The sequence below is a fragment of the Bradyrhizobium sp. genome (assembly GCF_049581145.1).
GTDB lineage: Bacteria > Pseudomonadota > Alphaproteobacteria > Rhizobiales > Xanthobacteraceae > Bradyrhizobium.
Genome location: NZ_JBAURI010000784.1, coordinates 1 through 14,823, shown reverse-complemented (window position 1 = coordinate 14,823; position 14,823 = coordinate 1). Strand labels below are relative to the sequence as shown.

Here is a 14,823-nt window from a genome sequence, read left to right as displayed (position 1 = left end):
GCCCGCGACTATGCCAAGGCCGGCGCGCGCGGCGTGGTGGTCGCCGACCTCAGATCGTCGCGCGCCAGCCTGGCCGAGGTCGCCGCCGATATCGACGGCTTGGCGGTCACTGCCGATGTCGGCGTCGAGGAAGACATCCACGCCCTGATCGCGGCCGCTGAAGACAAATATGGCCCGATCGACGTGTTCTTCTCCAATGCCGGCCTGTCGCGCAAGGGACAGGAGAGCGCTGCCGACGCCGACTGGGACGTCAGCTGGCGGGTGCATGTCATGAGCCATGTGTTCGCGGCCCGGGCACTGGTACCAGGCATGCTTGCGCGCGGCTCCGGATATTTGCTCAACACCGCATCCGCCGCCGGCCTGCTGGCGTCACTCAATTCGATGCCCTATGGCGTGACCAAGAACGCCGCCGTGGCGCTCGCCGAACATCTCGCCATTCAATATGGCGATCGCGGCATCCGCGTCTCCGTGCTCTGCCCGCAATCGGTGCAAACCGGCATGACGATTCCAGGACCGAGCGCCGCCCGCGTCGACGGCGTGCTGCAGCCGGCCGACGTCGCTCGGATGGTGATCGAGGCGATGGAACAGGAACGCTTCCTCATCCTGACGCATCCGAAGGTACAGGACTACATGCAGCGCAAGGCCTCGAGCCGCGAGCGCTGGCTCGCCGGCATGCGCCGCCTGCGCGACCGGATTTATGGCGCAGCATCGGCGGGGTGACGCCGGTCAGACGATCGCCTCCGCGAGAGCCGCCATCGTCTGCGCCAGAATGTCCGGCTGATGCGGGGTTTCGCCGAACGGGCGGCTGCGGCGGTCGATGAAGGCGGTACGCATGCCGGCCGATTTCGCGCCGATGCAGTCGAAGGCGTGGTTGGCGACGAACAGGATCTGATCCATTTTCAGCCCCACCAATTCGGCGGCCTTGGTGTAGGTCGCGACATGCGGCTTGAACGAATTGGCCTCACTCACCGAGATGACGCGGTCGAACGCGATACCGTGATATTGCCTGGCGGTTTCCAGCATGTCCGGATCTCCATTGGAGAGCACCACCAGTCCGTATCGGGTGCGCAGCCTGTCGAGTGCGGCCGGCACTTCCGGAAACGGCTTTAGTTTTTCGATTTCGCCGACCAGATAGCTCACCTCGTCCTTGCTGTATTTGATGCCGGCGCGGTCCATCACATGAGCCACCGCGCGATGCCCGATCTCGCGATAGGGTGTGTGCGCGCGATGCAGGAGCGCATCGATCATCGAGTTCTCGAAATGGGTGCGCCGCCACCAGGTGACAAAGGCATCGGGATCGCCGCTCCAGCCTTTGGCCTGCAGGAACGGTGCAGCGATCGCAGTCAGTCCGCCCTGCATGTCGACCACCGTGCCGTACTGGTCGAACATGCAGACTTTGACGTTGGCCTTGACGGAATCGATACTCAACGCGACTCCCCTTGATGCTCAGAGCGCCTGCAGCCCCAGCCGGCGGAACAGCTTGCGGTCGGCCTCGTCCTCCGGATTTCCGGCGGTCAACAGCGTGTCGCCGACGAAGATCGAATTAGCGCCGGCGAAGAAGCACAACGCCTGCATCTCGTCGGTCATGGCGGAGCGGCCGGCCGACAGCCGCACAAACGACACCGGCATCATGATGCGCGCGAGCGCGATGATGCGGACGAATTCGATCGGCCCGATCGGCGCGGCATCCGCCAGCGGCGTGCCCGGAATCGGAATCAGCATGTTGATCGGAACGCTTTCCGGCGGCTCGGGCAGGTTGGCCAGCGTCACCAGCATGTCGACGCGATCGTTCTCGCTCTCGCCCATGCCCAGAATGCCGCCGCAGCACACCTTCATGCCGGACTGCCGGACATTGTCCAGCGTCTCCAGCCGGTCGGCAAAGCTGCGGGTGGAAATGACACTCGGATAATAACGCTCCGAGGTATCGATGTTGTGGTTGTAGTAATCGAGCCCCGCCGCGCTCAGCCGATCGGACTGTTCGCGGTCGAGCATGCCCAATGTCATGCAGGTCTCGAGCCCGAGCGCCTTCACCGCACCGACGATCTCGATGACGGCGTCGATGTCGCGCGGCTTCGGATTGCGCCAGGCCGCGCCCATGCAATAGCGCGTCGCACCGCCTTCTTTCGCCTTGCGCGCCTCGGCGACGATCTTCTCGACATCCAGCAGTTTCGAGGCGGCAAGCCCGGTCGCATGATGCGACGACTGGCTGCAATAGCCGCAATCCTCCGGGCAGCCGCCGGTCTTGATGTTGAGCAGCCGGCTCAGCTGCACCCGGTTGGGATCGAAATGCTGGCGATGAGCCGACTGCGCCCGAAACAGGAGATCATTGAAAGGCAGCCGGTAAACCGACCAGGCGGCCTCACCGGTCCATTGCGTCGCCGCCGCGGGCGTTGGTACCACGGCCGTGTCATTGCCGAGCTCAAGCATTGCAAAACTCTCCGAAAACCTGATTGCGGCCAGAGCATTGCATGATCCGCCGCCTCGCGCCAGCCGCGGCCGGCCCGCGCATTTTCGGTAGCTGGTCGCCGGTCAGGCATGCTGGCTTACGACCGCATCGATCCAGGCGGCGAGCGTGTCCAGCACCTCGTCCATGACCTCGCGATCATTGCGGCCCGATCGCGCCGGCACGTGGAAGGAGTGATCGGCTGCCTCGATCGGATACAGCGTGGCGCGCGCGCCAAGCCGCGCGACGACGGGCCGCAGCAGCGTCATTTCCGCGAGCTTGTCGTGGGTCCCCTGCAGGAACAGCATCGGGATCTGCACATCCGCGAGATGATCGGCGCGATCGGCGGACGATTTTCCGGCCGGATGCAGCGGAAAGCCGAGAAACGCCAGCCCGCGCAGACCGGGCAGCGGCGCTTTGGCCTGCGCCTGCGAGGTCATGCGGCCGCCAAAGGATTTGCCGCCCGCGACCAACGGCAAACCGGGACAGGATCGCGCGGCCGCTTCGACCGCCGCGCGAACCGCGGCCTGCGCCACCGCTGGCGGGTCGGGCCGCTTACTGCCTTTTTCCATGTACGGAAACTGATAGCGCAGCGTCGCGATGCCACGCGCGGCGAGCCCGGTGGCCGTGGCTTCCATAAAGGCATGTGTCATGCCGGCACCCGCGCCATGGGCCAGCACAATGCAGGCGCGCGCGGCGGACGGATGGATCAACAGCGCGGCGACCGAGGTCGATGAGCCGACCTTGATCGTGAGCGGTTGCGGCGTTGATACGTTCAAGGCTGGCTTGCGACCTGCGGCATCGGAAACGGCTTGTACCGTGCGGCTGAAGACTAGCAGCTTTTCCGTGGGCCTGACACCTCGGACCAGGCCCGGCCAACGCGGTTACCCGCCCTTCCGCCGCTCCGCCGCCTTGGCCAGCGCCGCAGCCAGCGCACCGCCGCCTGATTTCTCCGGCTGGGCCCGTTCACGGGTCGCAGGTCGCGCTGTGGCGCCACCGCCTCCGCCGCCCGACGTCCTCCGCTCGCCCTTTTGCGGCAGCGGATCGGACAATCGCAAGGTCAGGGCGATGCGGTTGCGCGGCACGTCGATGTCGATCACCTTGACCTTGACGACCTGGCCCGGCTTGACCACCTCGCGCGGATCGGTGATGCGCTTCTCCGCCATCGCGGAGATGTGGATCAGGCCGTCCTGGTGCACGCCGATGTCGGCGAAGGCGCCGAACGCCGCGACATTGGTGATGGTCGCTTCCAGCACCATGCCGCGCTTGAGATCGGTGATCTTCTCGACGCCTTCCTGGAAGTTCGCGGTCTTGAACTCCGGCCGCGGATCACGGCCCGGTTTTTCCAGTTCGCGGATGATGTCGGTCACCGTCGGAATGCCGAAACGATCGTCGGCGAAATTTGCCGGCTTGAGCGTCTTCAGCGCCTGGGTCTGGCCGATCAGGGTCTTGATGTCGCTCTTGGTCGCCTCGATGATCTTCTTCACCACCGGATAGGATTCCGGATGCACGCCGGAGGCATCGAGCGGATTTTCGCCATCGCGGATGCGCAGGAAGCCGGCGCATTGCTCGAAGCTCTTCGGCCCCAATCGCGGCACCTCCTTCAGTTTGGTGCGGGTCGGGAACGGGCCGTTGGCGTCACGATAGGCGACGATGTTTTGCGCCAGGGTCTCGCCGATACCGGAGACTCGGGCCAGCAACGGCGCCGACGCGGTGTTGAGGTCGACGCCGACGGCATTGACGCAATCCTCGACGGTGGCGTCGAGCGTGCGCGCGAGCTCGTACTGATTGAGGTCGTGCTGGTACTGGCCGACGCCGATCGAGGCCGGCGGCACCTTGACGAGCTCGCCGAGGGGGTCCTGCAGCCGGCGCGCGATCGAGACCGCGCCTCGGATCGAAACGTCGAGATCGGGAAACTCCTTAGAGGCAAAGGCCGAGGCCGAATAGACCGAGGCGCCGGCCTCGGACACGATGGCCTTGGTGAGATTGAGCTCCGGCTTGAGCCGCATCAGATCGGCCACGAGCTTCTCGGTCTCGCGCGACGCCGTGCCATTGCCGACCGCAACCAGCTCGATCTTGTGCTTGACGCAGAGTTGCGCCAGCTTCAGCAGGCTCTCGTTCCACTGCCGCGCCGGTTCGTGGGGATAGATCGTGTCGTGGTCGACGAACTTGCCGGTGCGGTCGACGACGGCGATCTTGACGCCGGTGCGGAAGCCGGGATCGAGCCCGATGGTGGCGCGGCCGCCGGCAGGCGCCGCCAGCAGGAGGTCGCGCAGATTGGCGGCAAACACGCGCACCGCTTCCTTCTCGGCCTGCTGCCAGAGCCGCAGGCGGATGTCGAGCGCAAGCCCCGGCTTGATTCGGGTTCGCCAGGCCCAGCGCACGCTCTCGGACAGGAAGGCATCCGCCGGCCGGCCCTTGCGCGCGATGCCGAAGGTCACGGCGACGCGATTTTCGTAAAGCGTAGGGTCCTTGCTCTCGGGGTCTTCGCCGTCGCCGAAGTCGAGCGACAAGACCTCCTCCTTCTCGCCGCGCAACATCGCCAGGATGCGATGCGAGGGCAGCTTGCCATAGGGCTCGAAGAAGTCGAAATAGTCGGCGAATTTCGCGCCGCTCGTCTTCTTGCCGTGACGCACCGTCGATTTGAGCTGGCCGCGGCCCCACATCTCCTCGCGCAGCGTGCCGATCAGGTCGGCATGTTCGGAGAAGCGCTCGACCAGGATCGCGCGCGCGCCTTCCAGCGCGGCCTTGACGTCCGCGACCGGATGCTCTCCGTCCTTCGTGACGAAGGCCACAGCCTCCGTCTCCGGAATTTTGTCCGGGTGCAGCAGCAGCAGATCGGCCAACGGCTCGAGCCCCGACTCCTTGGCGATCTGTGCCTTGGTACGCCGCTTTTCCTTGAACGGAAGGTAGATGTCCTCCAGGCGCGCCTTGGTGTCCGCTGCGAGCAGTGCCTGCTCGATCTCGGGCGTCAGCTTGCCCTGCTCCTTGATGCTGTCGATGATGGCAATTCGCCGCGCATCCATCTCGCGCAGATAGCGCAGCCGCTCCTCCAGCGTGCGCAGCTGCGTATCGTCGAGCATGCCGGTCGCTTCCTTGCGGTAGCGGGCGATGAAGGGAACGGTCGAGCCGCCGTCGAGCAGGTCGATGGCGGCCTGGACCTGTTCGTCGCGGACGGCGAGTTCGGCGGCGATCATGGAGGTGATTTTCGGCACGGCGGATCTTTCGCAAATCGTGGCGGGCAGACTGGATAGGAGCGTCGGCTGCTTCGCGCAACCCGCTCGCTTGGAGCTGTGGGAAACCAGAAAAACGGCGCGATCGCGTCCCCGTTCGCGATCCCCCCGGGGTTACGGCGAGCGCGCGGCGAATCGGACGTAGTGTTTCACATCCATGCGATCCGCTCACCTGTGGTCGGCAAGACACACGCGGGCACGCATCAAATCGGCTGCCGCGAGCGAAACGCAGGTTGAACGGACGGCCCTGCCGGAATTTCTGCCGATTCGAGCGAGTTTGATCAAGCTCAAGGGTCTCGCGCCGTGGCCCGCTATCTTGGAGTGTACGGAACAGGCTTTCGGAGGACATTTGCCGATGTTTCAGGTGCGAATTCATGGCCGCGGCGGCCAGGGAGTCGTGACCGGGGCGGAGATGCTCTCGGTTGCCGCGTTTTTCGAGGGGCGGCACGCCCAGGCCTTCCCGAGCTTCGGCTCCGAACGCACCGGCGCGCCCGTGGTGGCGTTCTGCCGGATCGACGATCAGGAAATCAGGCTGCGCGAACCGATCCTGGAGCCCGATTGCCTGATCGTGCAGGACCCGACGCTGTTCAAGGTGATCGACGTGTTCGCAGGCTTGCGCAGCCAAGGCTATCTCCTGGTCAACACCAACAAGACGTTTGCCGAGCTGCATCTCGGTCTCGTCGTCGAGCGGCTGCCGAAGGGCCATGCCGTAATCGTGCCGGCTACCGAACTCGCGCTCAAGCACGTCGGCCGTCCCGTGCCCAATGCGGCGCTGCTCGGCGCCTTCGCCGCGCTGACACGGTTCGTCCGGCTCGAAAGCGTCGAGCGCGCGATCGCAGAGGCTTTCCCCGGCAAGATCGGCGCCGCCAATGTCGCCGCCGCGCGCGAAGCGCATGAATTCGTCGTGTTGCAGCAGCACGAAACCGCAGCCTGAGGAAAGCCGATGTTGAAGCAAATCGAAGGCTCGCATGCGATGGCCGAAGCCATCGCGCTGTGCCGCCCTGAAGTGATCTGCGCCTATCCGATCACGCCGCAGACCCACATCGTCGAAGGGCTCGGCGAACTGGTCAAGGAAGGCGCGCTGGAAAACTGCGAGTTCATCAATGTCGAAAGCGAGTTCGCAGCGCTCTCGGTCGCGATCGGGGCCTCCGCCGCCGGCGCCCGGGCCTATACCGCGACCGCATCGCAGGGCCTCTTGTTCATGGCGGAAGCGGTCTACAACGCGTCAGGGCTGGGGCTACCGATCGTGATGACGCTCGGCAACCGCGCGATCGGCGCGCCGATCAACATCTGGAACGATCATTCCGACGCGATGTCGATGCGGGATGCCGGTTGGCTGCAGCTGTTCGCGGAAACCAATCAGGAGGCGGTCGACCTGCACATCCAGGCGTTTCGGTTGGCCGAGGAATTGTCGATGCCGGTCATGGTCTGCGTCGACGGCTTTATCCTGACCCATGCGGTCGAACGCATCGACATCCCGACGCAGGCGCAGGTCGACGGCTATCTGCCGCCCTACGATCCGGTGCAGGTACTCGATCCCGCCGAACCGGCCTCGATCGGCGCCATGGTCGGCCCCGAGGCCTTCACCGAGGTGCGCTTTCTCGCTCATTACAAGCAGACCCAGGCGTTGAAGCTGATTCCGGAATTGTCTGACGAATTCAACAAGGCCTTCGGCCGCGAGTCCGGCGGATTGCTGCGCAGCTACCGCGCCGAGGATGCCGACATGCTGGTGGTCGCGATGGGTTCGGTCTGCGGCACCATCAAGGACACCATCGACGAGATGCGCCAGGAAGGCATTCGCATCGGCCTCGTCGTCATGACAGCATTCCGGCCGTTCCCGGTCGAGGCGCTGCGCACTGCGCTCGCCGGTGCCAAGGACATCGTCGTGGTGGAGAAGAGCGTCGCGGTCGGCATGGGCGGGCAGCTCGCCAATGATGTCGGCGTCGCGCTGCGCAATCTGCCGCGGCCGCCGCGGCTGCATTCCTCGGTCGCCGGCCTCGGCGGCCGCCCGATCACGCGCGCCTCGCTGCATCATCTGTTCCGGCAGGCCAGCGTGCAGCCCTGGGAGGGCACCAATTTTCTCGACCTCAACGACCGCGTGGTCGGCCGCGAGATCCATCGCACCCGCAAGACCCGCCGCTCCGGCCCGACCGCCGAAAACATCCTGCGCGAGCTCGCCAAATCCATCCCGCCGGCCGCCGAGTGAAGATCACGCCAAGGACCAAACCATGACCCCGCCCGTCGCGACGCTTCCGCCCGACCAAGCCACGCAAAAGCTGAAATACTACCAGAAAGGCACCTTCACCGTCGGCAACCGGCTGATCGCGGAGGAGCAGCGCGCCGTGCAGGCCTCGCAGGCGCGATCGAATGCGCTGACCTGCGGTCACCGCGCCTGCCAGGGCTGCGGCGAGGCGCTCGGCGCGCGCTATGCGATCGATGCGGCGATGCGCGCCACCGGCAACAATCTGATTGCCGTCAACGCCACCGGCTGCCTCGAGGTTTTCACCACGCCCTATCCGGAGACATCGTGGCAATTGCCGTGGCTGCACTCACTGTTCGGCAATGCGGCGGCAGTCGCAACCGGCGTTGCCGCGGCGATGCGGGTCAAGAAGCGGCCCGAGGTGCGCGTCATCGCGCAGGGCGGCGACGGCGGCACCACCGACATCGGCTTCCAGTGCCTGTCCGGCATGTTCGAGCGCAACGATGATGTGCTCTACATCTGCTACGACAATGAAGGCTACATGAACACCGGCGTGCAGCGTTCCTCGGCGACCCCGCCGACCGCGCGCACCGCGACCACGCCACCGCTCGGGCTCGAGCCCGGCAATGTGTTCGGCACCGGCAAATCCGTGCCGAAGATCGCCGTCGCGCACAACATTCCCTATGTCGCCACCGCGACCGTTGCCGACCTGCACGACCTCGAGCGCAAGGTGATCAAGGCGATGTCGATCCATGGCGCCCGTTACATCCAGATCAACGTGCCCTGTCCGCTGGGCTGGGGCTCGGCCTCACACGACACGATTCAACTGGCGCGGCTCGCGGTCGAATGCGGGCTCTATCCGATCTTCGAGGCCGAACACGGCAAGGTGACGCAGGTGCGCAAGATCCGCCGCCAGGTGCCGGTGCAGGACTATCTGAAACTGCAGCGCCGCTTCGCCCATCTGTTCAAGGGCGGCCATGAAGACCCGCGTATCCTGCGGCTGCAGGCGATGTGCGACGCCAATATCGCCGAATACGGCCTGGTCGATGCGACCGGCCGGGATGAGTGAGGGCATCCGCCATGGAACATCCGTTCGCCATTACGCTCGACGTCGGCACCTCGCTGATCAATCACACCGGCTCGTGGCGCACGCTGCGGCCGGAATACGTCCACCGCCTGCCGCCCTGCAATCATGCCTGTCCGGCCGGCGAGGACATCCAGGGCTGGCTGGCGTTTGCCGAGAGCGGCGATTACGAGGCGGCCTGGCGTTCGCTCACCCTGAACAATCCGCTGCCCGCGGTGATGGGGCGGGTCTGCTATCATCCCTGCGAGACCGCGTGCAATCGCGCGGTGCTCGACCAGGCCGTCGGCATCAACTCCGTCGAGCGGTTCCTCGGCGATCTCGCGATCAAGAACGGCTGGCGCCTTGCCGCGCCGACGACGGTGTCGGGCAGGAAGGTGCTGGTGGTCGGCGCCGGACCATCCGGCCTGTCCGCCGCCTATCACCTCGCCCGGCTCGGCCATGCCGTGACGGTTCAGGAGGCGGGTCCGGCGGCCGGCGGCATGATGCGGTTCGGCATTCCCAAATATCGCCTGCCGCGCGACGTGCTCGATGCCGAGGTCAAGCGCATCGCAGATCTCGGCGTCAGCTTCGTCTACAATGCCAAGGTCGCCAACATCGCGGACGCGATGGCGGATGGCGGCTTCGATGCGGCGTTTCTCGCGGTCGGCGCCCATATCGCCAAGCGCGCTTATATTCCGGCCGGCGAAGCGGCCAAGGTGCTGGACGCCGTGGCCGTGCTGCGCTCGATGGAGGGCGAAGAGAAGCCGCTGCTCGGCCGCAAGGTCGTGGTCTATGGCGGCGGCAATACCGCGCTCGACGTCGCCCGCACCGCCAAGCGGCTCGGCGCGGAGGAAGCCATCATCGTCTATCGCCGCATCCGCGACCGCATGCCGGCGCACGACTTCGAGGTCGAAGAGGCGATCGAAGAGGGCGTCATGATGAAATGGCTGTCGACGATCAAGAATGTCGAGGCCGGTTCGATCACCGTGGAGAAGATGGCGCTCGACGACAAGGGCTTTCCGCAGCCGACAGGCCAATTCGAGACGCTGGAAGCGGACTCCGTCGTGCTCGCGCTGGGCCAGGATGTCGACCTGTCACTGCTGGAGGGCGTCGAGGGCCTTGCGATCAAGGACGGCGTCGTCCAGGTCGGACCCAACATGATGACCGGAGCGACCGGCATTTTCGCCGGCGGCGACATGGTGCCATCGGAACGCACCGTCACGGTTGCGGTCGGCCACGGCAAGAAGGCCGCCCGCCATATCGATGCCTGGCTGCGTGGCCAGACCTACGCGCCGGCGCCGAAGCATGAGATCGCCTCGGCCGACAAGCTCAACACCTGGTATTACGGCGAGGCGCCCAAGACGCTGCAGCCGGTCCTGGAAACCGCCCGCCGCACCTCGACCTTCGAGGAGGTCGTGGGCGGCCTCGACGAGAGCAATGCGCTTTACGAGGCGCGGCGGTGCCTGTCCTGCGGCAACTGCTTCGAATGCGACAATTGCTATGGCGTCTGCCCCGACAATGCCGTGATCAAGCTCGGGCCGGGCATGGGCTTCGAGTTCAACCTGGACTACTGCAAGGGCTGCGGCATCTGCGCGCAGGAATGCCCCTGCGGCGCCATCCAGATGATCCCGGAAGCGATTTGAGGCGAGACAATTCTGTTCCGTCGAAAAGTGGCGACGGCTAAAAATGCTCGTGCGCGGAGCCTGATTGTCGCGCTCATTGTCGAAAAGCGCGGCCTCGCCCGAGACGATACCCGCAGGTATCCCCTGGTCATAAGCCGCACCATTTGATCGCTTAATGGGTTTCGCCTTGCGGCGTCTCAATTCAGTACCGACGGTACGCCATGCCGCCTCTGAGCAGACGGATCACCAGCAGCAGAACGACGGCGCCGATTGTGGCACTCACGATCTCCCGGACAAACCCGGTACCGAGATGGATCCCGAGCCTGGGCAACAGCCAGCTCCCGATCAGCGCGCCGACGATGCCGATCAAGAGATCGCCGATCAGGCCGAAGCCGGCTCCCTGAACCAGTTGACCGGCCAACCAGCCGGCGATGACGCCGACCAAAATCACGATTAGAAGGCTTTCACCTGACATTTTCATCAATCCTTGTGAGAGTGCGGCGTTTGTTGCTTTTGCAAAGCACCAACGGCTACTCCGCTCCAAGGGTTCCACGCCGCCGCGCCGCCATCCACAAACCCTCGGCCTGCTGCGCGCGCCAGCGCCTCTGGGTATACGGAAGAACGCCATGCCTGCTAACGGCTTAGGCGGTCTGCCAGCAGCTTGGGCTTGCGGGAAAAAATTTTCGCCGCGACAATCTTTCGGCTGAAGCCACGCAGTCCGGGGGGAAAGCGACGTCATGAGTTTGCGCCATCACATCAAGATTCAATCACGAACGACGCATTGGCCGCGATTACGGGCGATGCCGCGGTGCTCGATATGCGCGGACTCGATGGTCGCTCCCGAGGCCTCCGTCCTGCAATCCGAGGGGCAAGTCAGCTACCTCTGGAGCTGCGGTTCTTGCGGCCAGGGCTTCGTCACCCGGACCCCAAGCGTGGCGTCGAGTGCAGACCCTGCGTGAGCATGAGCTTGTCGCCCGCCACGTGACGGACATGTCGGCGGATCGAATGCGCGTGAGCCATGTCCGAACCGTGGCCGTTCTTGACGGTCGGACTGTCCAGGGGCGATTGACGGGCAATCCTCGAACGTTGGGTGCTGCGGAACTGCAACACACGCGAATGATCAATCGCTAACAAGTCTCGTTCCTATCAGGGAACCCTTCGCATGATGGTAGACTTTGCATGAACCAACATGCAGGCGATTCTGATGCCCTACTTCTACTTCGATCTCGTCATCGGCGATGAATTCAAAAACCAGGGCGGCATGATCCTCGAAAACAACGAGATCGCGTTCGAAAAGGCTGAAAGCCTCGCAGACGAGCTTTCAACCGCGCGGCCGGAACTGCGTTCGAGAGGTTGTGCCATTCGTGTCACCTACGACAACAGGGAGCTCTACCGGACTCCGCTCGATCCTGTTCCGGTCTGGGTCAAGGCCCGACGCCGGGCCGAAAGATCGTCGACCGGCTAGCCGTCTTGGACTCGTCCAAAGCGGGAGAAAAAGGTTCCGTTCTTGATCGAAACGAACCGATGCCCGTTAATCCTGCTCCTCATGATTGAGTCCGCGGCTGGACCGCGGGCCTGAGGGATCGGCTTGCAAGCCGCGCGAGTTCGATAAAGAAATTCTCGACAGAGGTGTGCCTGGATGGCTCAGGCTGCATAGTCCACGCCGCTGTTCCGCGGTGCCGGAACTGGCCGAAATCCGCTTCGCGCAGGATGGCAAGGACGTGCGCTGCCGTCCCGGCGCCTTCCTGATCGAGCGGAGCCATCTGCCCTATGAATTCAGCCATCGTGAACCGGCCGCGCTGTGGGTGCTGAAGATCCCGCGCGCCGTGCTGCGCGGGCGGATTTCGCGTCCGGAACGCCTCGCCACCCTGCGGTTCGATGCCCGCCGCAGCGTCGGCGCGCTGTTCGTCGACACGCTGCGGCTGACCGCGGCGCGCATCGAGGCGGTCGACGAGTCCACCCGGGCGGTGATGGGCAAGCACCTCGTCGATCTCCTGGCCATGGCGGTCGAAGCCGATGAGCGCGCGCTGGTCGGCCGCTCCTCCTCGGTCCGCAACGCGCATCTGCATCCTGCTGACAGTTCATCCGGCCGCGCCTGGACGACATGCGGCTGACGCCCCAGATGGTTGCGGACGGTTGCGGTATCTCGCTGCGGTATCTGCATCAGATCTTCGAGAGAGAGGGCATCACCATGTGCGGCTATATTCGCAATCAGCGCCTTTGCGCCGCCGTGCTGCGCGATCCGGGCTGCCGAAAAAGCATCTCGAAATCGCCTACCAATGGGGGTCGGCGACCAGGCGCAGTTCAGCCGGAATTATCGCAGCCGGTTCGGCCGCACGCCGCGCAACATCAGAGCGGCTTCGCGCGCGTCCGATCCATGATAGGCTGCCGCTCCCGGTCCCATCGCCTCCGGGCTCTCCATTCCTTCGACGCCAGGAAGCCACAACCTCCATGTTGACGAATTCGCTGCAGAGCAAAGACATCGCCCATCAGATCCACCCCGCGACCAATCTGCGGCGGCACGAACGCGTCGGCCCGATCGTGATCGACCGCGGCTCGGGGATCTACGTCTATGACGACGAGGGGCGCGAATATATCGAGGGACTCGCGGGACTATGGAGCGTCGCGGTCGGCTTCGGCGAGAAGCGGCTGGTCGAGGCAGCCGCGCGGCAGATGGCGAAACTGCCCTATTATCATATCTTCTCGCACAAGACCCATGAGCCTTCGACGCAGTTGGCCGAGAAACTGGTCTCGCTCGCGCCTGACGGATTGCAGCACGTCTTCTTCACCAATTCGGGCAGCGAAGCCAACGACACCGTTGTCAAGTTCGTCTGGTACTACAACAACGCGCTGGACCGACCTGAGAAGAAGAAGTTCATCTCCCGCCAGGGCGCCTATCACGGCATCACGGTTGCCTCCGGCAGCATGACCGGGCTTCAGACCAACCAGAAGGGGTTCGACCTGCCGCTGCCCTTCGTCCGGCATGTGTCGTGTCCACACCACTACCACTACGCGCTGCCCGGCGAGACCGAAGAGGCCTTTGCCGAGCGGCTTGCGGCCGAATTGGAGACCATGATCCTCGCCGAGGGTCCGGAAACGGTTGCGGCCTTTATCGGCGAACCCTTGATGGGCGCCGGCGGCGTGATCGTGCCGCCGCGGACCTATTGGCAGCGCGTCCAGGAAGTCTGCCGCAAATACGACGTCCTGATCGTCGCCGACGAGGTGATCAACGGTTTCGGGCGGCTCGGCACGATGTTCGGCTGCGACAGTTTCGGCATCAAGCCGGACATCCTGGTCTGCTCCAAGCAGATCACGTCGTCCTATCAACCGCTTGCCGCCGTCCTGATCAGCGACGCCATCTACCAGGCGATGGCCGACCAGTCGGATCGGCTCGGCACCTTCGGACATGGCTATACGACGGGCGCCCATCCGGTCGCGACCGCAGTCGCGCTCGAAAACCTCGCCATCATCGAGGAACGCGAATTGATCCAGAACGCCATCGAGGTCGGCTCCCACATGCGCGCCGGCCTGGCGCGCTTCGCCGACCATCCGCTGGTCGGCGAAGTGCGGGGCCGCGGCCTCATCGCCGCGGTTGAACTGATCGCGGACAAGGCGACCAGGACCCGTTTCGATCCCGCAAAGCGAGTGGGTTTGCGATTGTTCGAGCGCGGTCATCAGCACGGCCTGATCGTGCGCGCCATCGGCGACAGCATTGCCTTCTGTCCGCCGATGATCATCACGACCGCCCAGGTCGACGAGATGCTGAAACGCTTCGCGGCGACGCTCGAGGATATCCGCGCCTGGGTCGACTCCGGCATGCCGGAGGCCTGACCGGACGCGGGATTGTGCCTCTTCGAGGCAGATGCATCCGTTGCGCCGAGACCGATGACGGCCGTGTCTGCCGCGCAAGACCTTGCGCGTATCGCCGACCGCGCCTGAGGCAAACCCCGGAACGGCCGACAATTTAGGCTCTCCGTGCTCTCCGGCACAAATCTTCCTGCGCTCAGCGTCAAGAGCCTCGCCGATCGTCGGCGTATAGTCGGCGGCTTATCTCAGAGATCCGCCGACCGAACGGACTGTTCGCGGCACCCGGGCGCATGGATCTGACCCGGATCGATGGCTATGTGCAGATGATCGTGCTCGGCGCCATCGTCATCATCGGCGCGCGGCTCGATCGGCTGCGGCTGGAGCGGCGCTGACGCCCACCAGGCCCACCCGATCGCGCGGAGCCGCGCCGGGGCCGCATCAGGCCAGATGACAGG

General features: G+C 64.8%; 13 protein-coding genes. 8 read left to right on the top strand and 5 right to left on the bottom strand.

Features of this window, described 5'->3' with window-relative positions:
* A partial coding sequence (locus WCB02_RS25930; RefSeq protein WP_423962612.1) for an SDR family oxidoreductase occupies window positions 1-720 on the top strand: 720 nt, incomplete at its 5' end.
* A 6-nt stretch (window positions 721-726) separates the two neighbouring features.
* Here WCB02_RS25930 and WCB02_RS25925 read toward each other — a convergent pair.
* The 4 genes from WCB02_RS25925 to WCB02_RS25910 all read right to left on the bottom strand — a co-directional run bounded on the left by WCB02_RS25925 (window position 727) and on the right by WCB02_RS25910 (window position 5,640).
* Window positions 727-1,428 carry a haloacid dehalogenase type II gene (locus tag WCB02_RS25925; RefSeq protein WP_423962611.1) on the bottom strand — a complete coding sequence of 234 codons (702 nt, stop codon included), beginning with the start codon at window positions 1,426-1,428 and terminating at the stop codon, window positions 727-729.
* A gap of 18 nt (window positions 1,429-1,446) precedes the next feature.
* Window positions 1,447-2,427: a biotin synthase BioB gene (gene bioB, locus WCB02_RS25920; RefSeq protein WP_423962610.1), complete on the bottom strand. Its 981-nt coding sequence runs from the start codon at window positions 2,425-2,427 to the stop codon at window positions 1,447-1,449.
* Window positions 2,428-2,529: 102 nt separating this feature from the next.
* Window positions 2,530-3,222 carry an alpha/beta family hydrolase gene (locus WCB02_RS25915; protein ID WP_423962609.1) on the bottom strand — a complete coding sequence of 231 codons (693 nt, stop codon included), beginning with the start codon at window positions 3,220-3,222 and terminating at the stop codon, window positions 2,530-2,532.
* Window positions 3,223-3,327: 105 nt separating this feature from the next.
* Entirely contained in the window at window positions 3,328-5,640 is a 2,313-nt protein-coding gene (locus WCB02_RS25910) for a Tex family protein (protein WP_423962614.1), read from the bottom strand.
* Window positions 5,641-6,031: 391 nt separating this feature from the next.
* Between WCB02_RS25910 and WCB02_RS25905 the strand changes: the two genes are divergently transcribed.
* Genes WCB02_RS25905 through WCB02_RS25890 form a run of 4 tightly spaced genes read left to right on the top strand, consistent with a single transcriptional unit; the run spans window position 6,032 to window position 10,582 of the window.
* Window positions 6,032-6,610, top strand: coding sequence for a 2-oxoacid:acceptor oxidoreductase family protein (locus WCB02_RS25905; protein WP_423962608.1), 579 nt, complete (start codon window positions 6,032-6,034; stop codon window positions 6,608-6,610).
* 9 nt (window positions 6,611-6,619) lie between these two features.
* Window positions 6,620-7,882, top strand: coding sequence for a transketolase C-terminal domain-containing protein (locus WCB02_RS25900; RefSeq protein WP_423962607.1), 1,263 nt, complete (start codon window positions 6,620-6,622; stop codon window positions 7,880-7,882).
* Window positions 7,883-7,904: 22 nt separating this feature from the next.
* Window positions 7,905-8,945 carry a thiamine pyrophosphate-dependent enzyme gene (locus tag WCB02_RS25895; protein ID WP_423962606.1) on the top strand — a complete coding sequence of 347 codons (1,041 nt, stop codon included), beginning with the start codon at window positions 7,905-7,907 and terminating at the stop codon, window positions 8,943-8,945.
* A gap of 11 nt (window positions 8,946-8,956) precedes the next feature.
* A complete protein-coding gene (locus tag WCB02_RS25890) occupies window positions 8,957-10,582 on the top strand; it encodes an NAD(P)-binding protein (RefSeq protein WP_423962605.1) in 1,626 nt (541 codons plus the stop codon).
* Between the two features lie 181 nt (window positions 10,583-10,763).
* Here WCB02_RS25890 and WCB02_RS25885 read toward each other — a convergent pair whose 3' ends face one another.
* Window positions 10,764-11,042, bottom strand: coding sequence for a GlsB/YeaQ/YmgE family stress response membrane protein (locus tag WCB02_RS25885; RefSeq protein ID WP_423962613.1), 279 nt, complete (start codon window positions 11,040-11,042; stop codon window positions 10,764-10,766).
* Window positions 11,043-11,750: 708 nt separating this feature from the next.
* Between WCB02_RS25885 and WCB02_RS25880 the strand changes: the two genes are divergently transcribed.
* The 3 genes from WCB02_RS25880 (at window position 11,751) to WCB02_RS25870 (ending at window position 14,392) form a co-directional block, all read left to right on the top strand.
* Entirely contained in the window at window positions 11,751-12,026 is a 276-nt protein-coding gene (locus tag WCB02_RS25880) for a hypothetical protein (protein WP_423962604.1), read from the top strand.
* Window positions 12,027-12,237: 211 nt separating this feature from the next.
* Window positions 12,238-12,675, top strand: coding sequence for a cupin domain-containing protein (locus tag WCB02_RS25875; protein ID WP_423962603.1), 438 nt, complete (start codon window positions 12,238-12,240; stop codon window positions 12,673-12,675).
* A 337-nt stretch (window positions 12,676-13,012) separates the two neighbouring features.
* Window positions 13,013-14,392, top strand: coding sequence for an aspartate aminotransferase family protein (locus WCB02_RS25870; RefSeq protein WP_423962602.1), 1,380 nt, complete (start codon window positions 13,013-13,015; stop codon window positions 14,390-14,392).
* Window positions 14,393-14,823: the final 431 nt, after the last annotated feature.

Bases quoted from the DNA above. Each gene is read 5' to 3' on its own strand.
- WCB02_RS25870 (WP_423962602.1), top strand. From the start codon at position 13,013: ATGTTGACGAATTCGCTGCAGAGCAAAGACATCGCCCATCAGATCCAC.
- WCB02_RS25905 (WP_423962608.1), top strand. From the start codon at position 6,032: ATGTTTCAGGTGCGAATTCATGGCCGCGGCGGCCAGGGAGTCGTGACC.
- WCB02_RS25880 (WP_423962604.1), top strand. From the start codon at position 11,751: ATGCAGGCGATTCTGATGCCCTACTTCTACTTCGATCTCGTCATCGGC.
- WCB02_RS25885 (WP_423962613.1), bottom strand. From the start codon at position 11,042: ATGAAAATGTCAGGTGAAAGCCTTCTAATCGTGATTTTGGTCGGCGTC.
- WCB02_RS25910 (WP_423962614.1), bottom strand. From the start codon at position 5,640: ATGATCGCCGCCGAACTCGCCGTCCGCGACGAACAGGTCCAGGCCGCC.
- WCB02_RS25890 (WP_423962605.1), top strand. From the start codon at position 8,957: ATGGAACATCCGTTCGCCATTACGCTCGACGTCGGCACCTCGCTGATC.
- WCB02_RS25900 (WP_423962607.1), top strand. From the start codon at position 6,620: ATGTTGAAGCAAATCGAAGGCTCGCATGCGATGGCCGAAGCCATCGCG.
- WCB02_RS25895 (WP_423962606.1), top strand. From the start codon at position 7,905: ATGACCCCGCCCGTCGCGACGCTTCCGCCCGACCAAGCCACGCAAAAG.
- bioB (WP_423962610.1), bottom strand. From the start codon at position 2,427: ATGCTTGAGCTCGGCAATGACACGGCCGTGGTACCAACGCCCGCGGCG.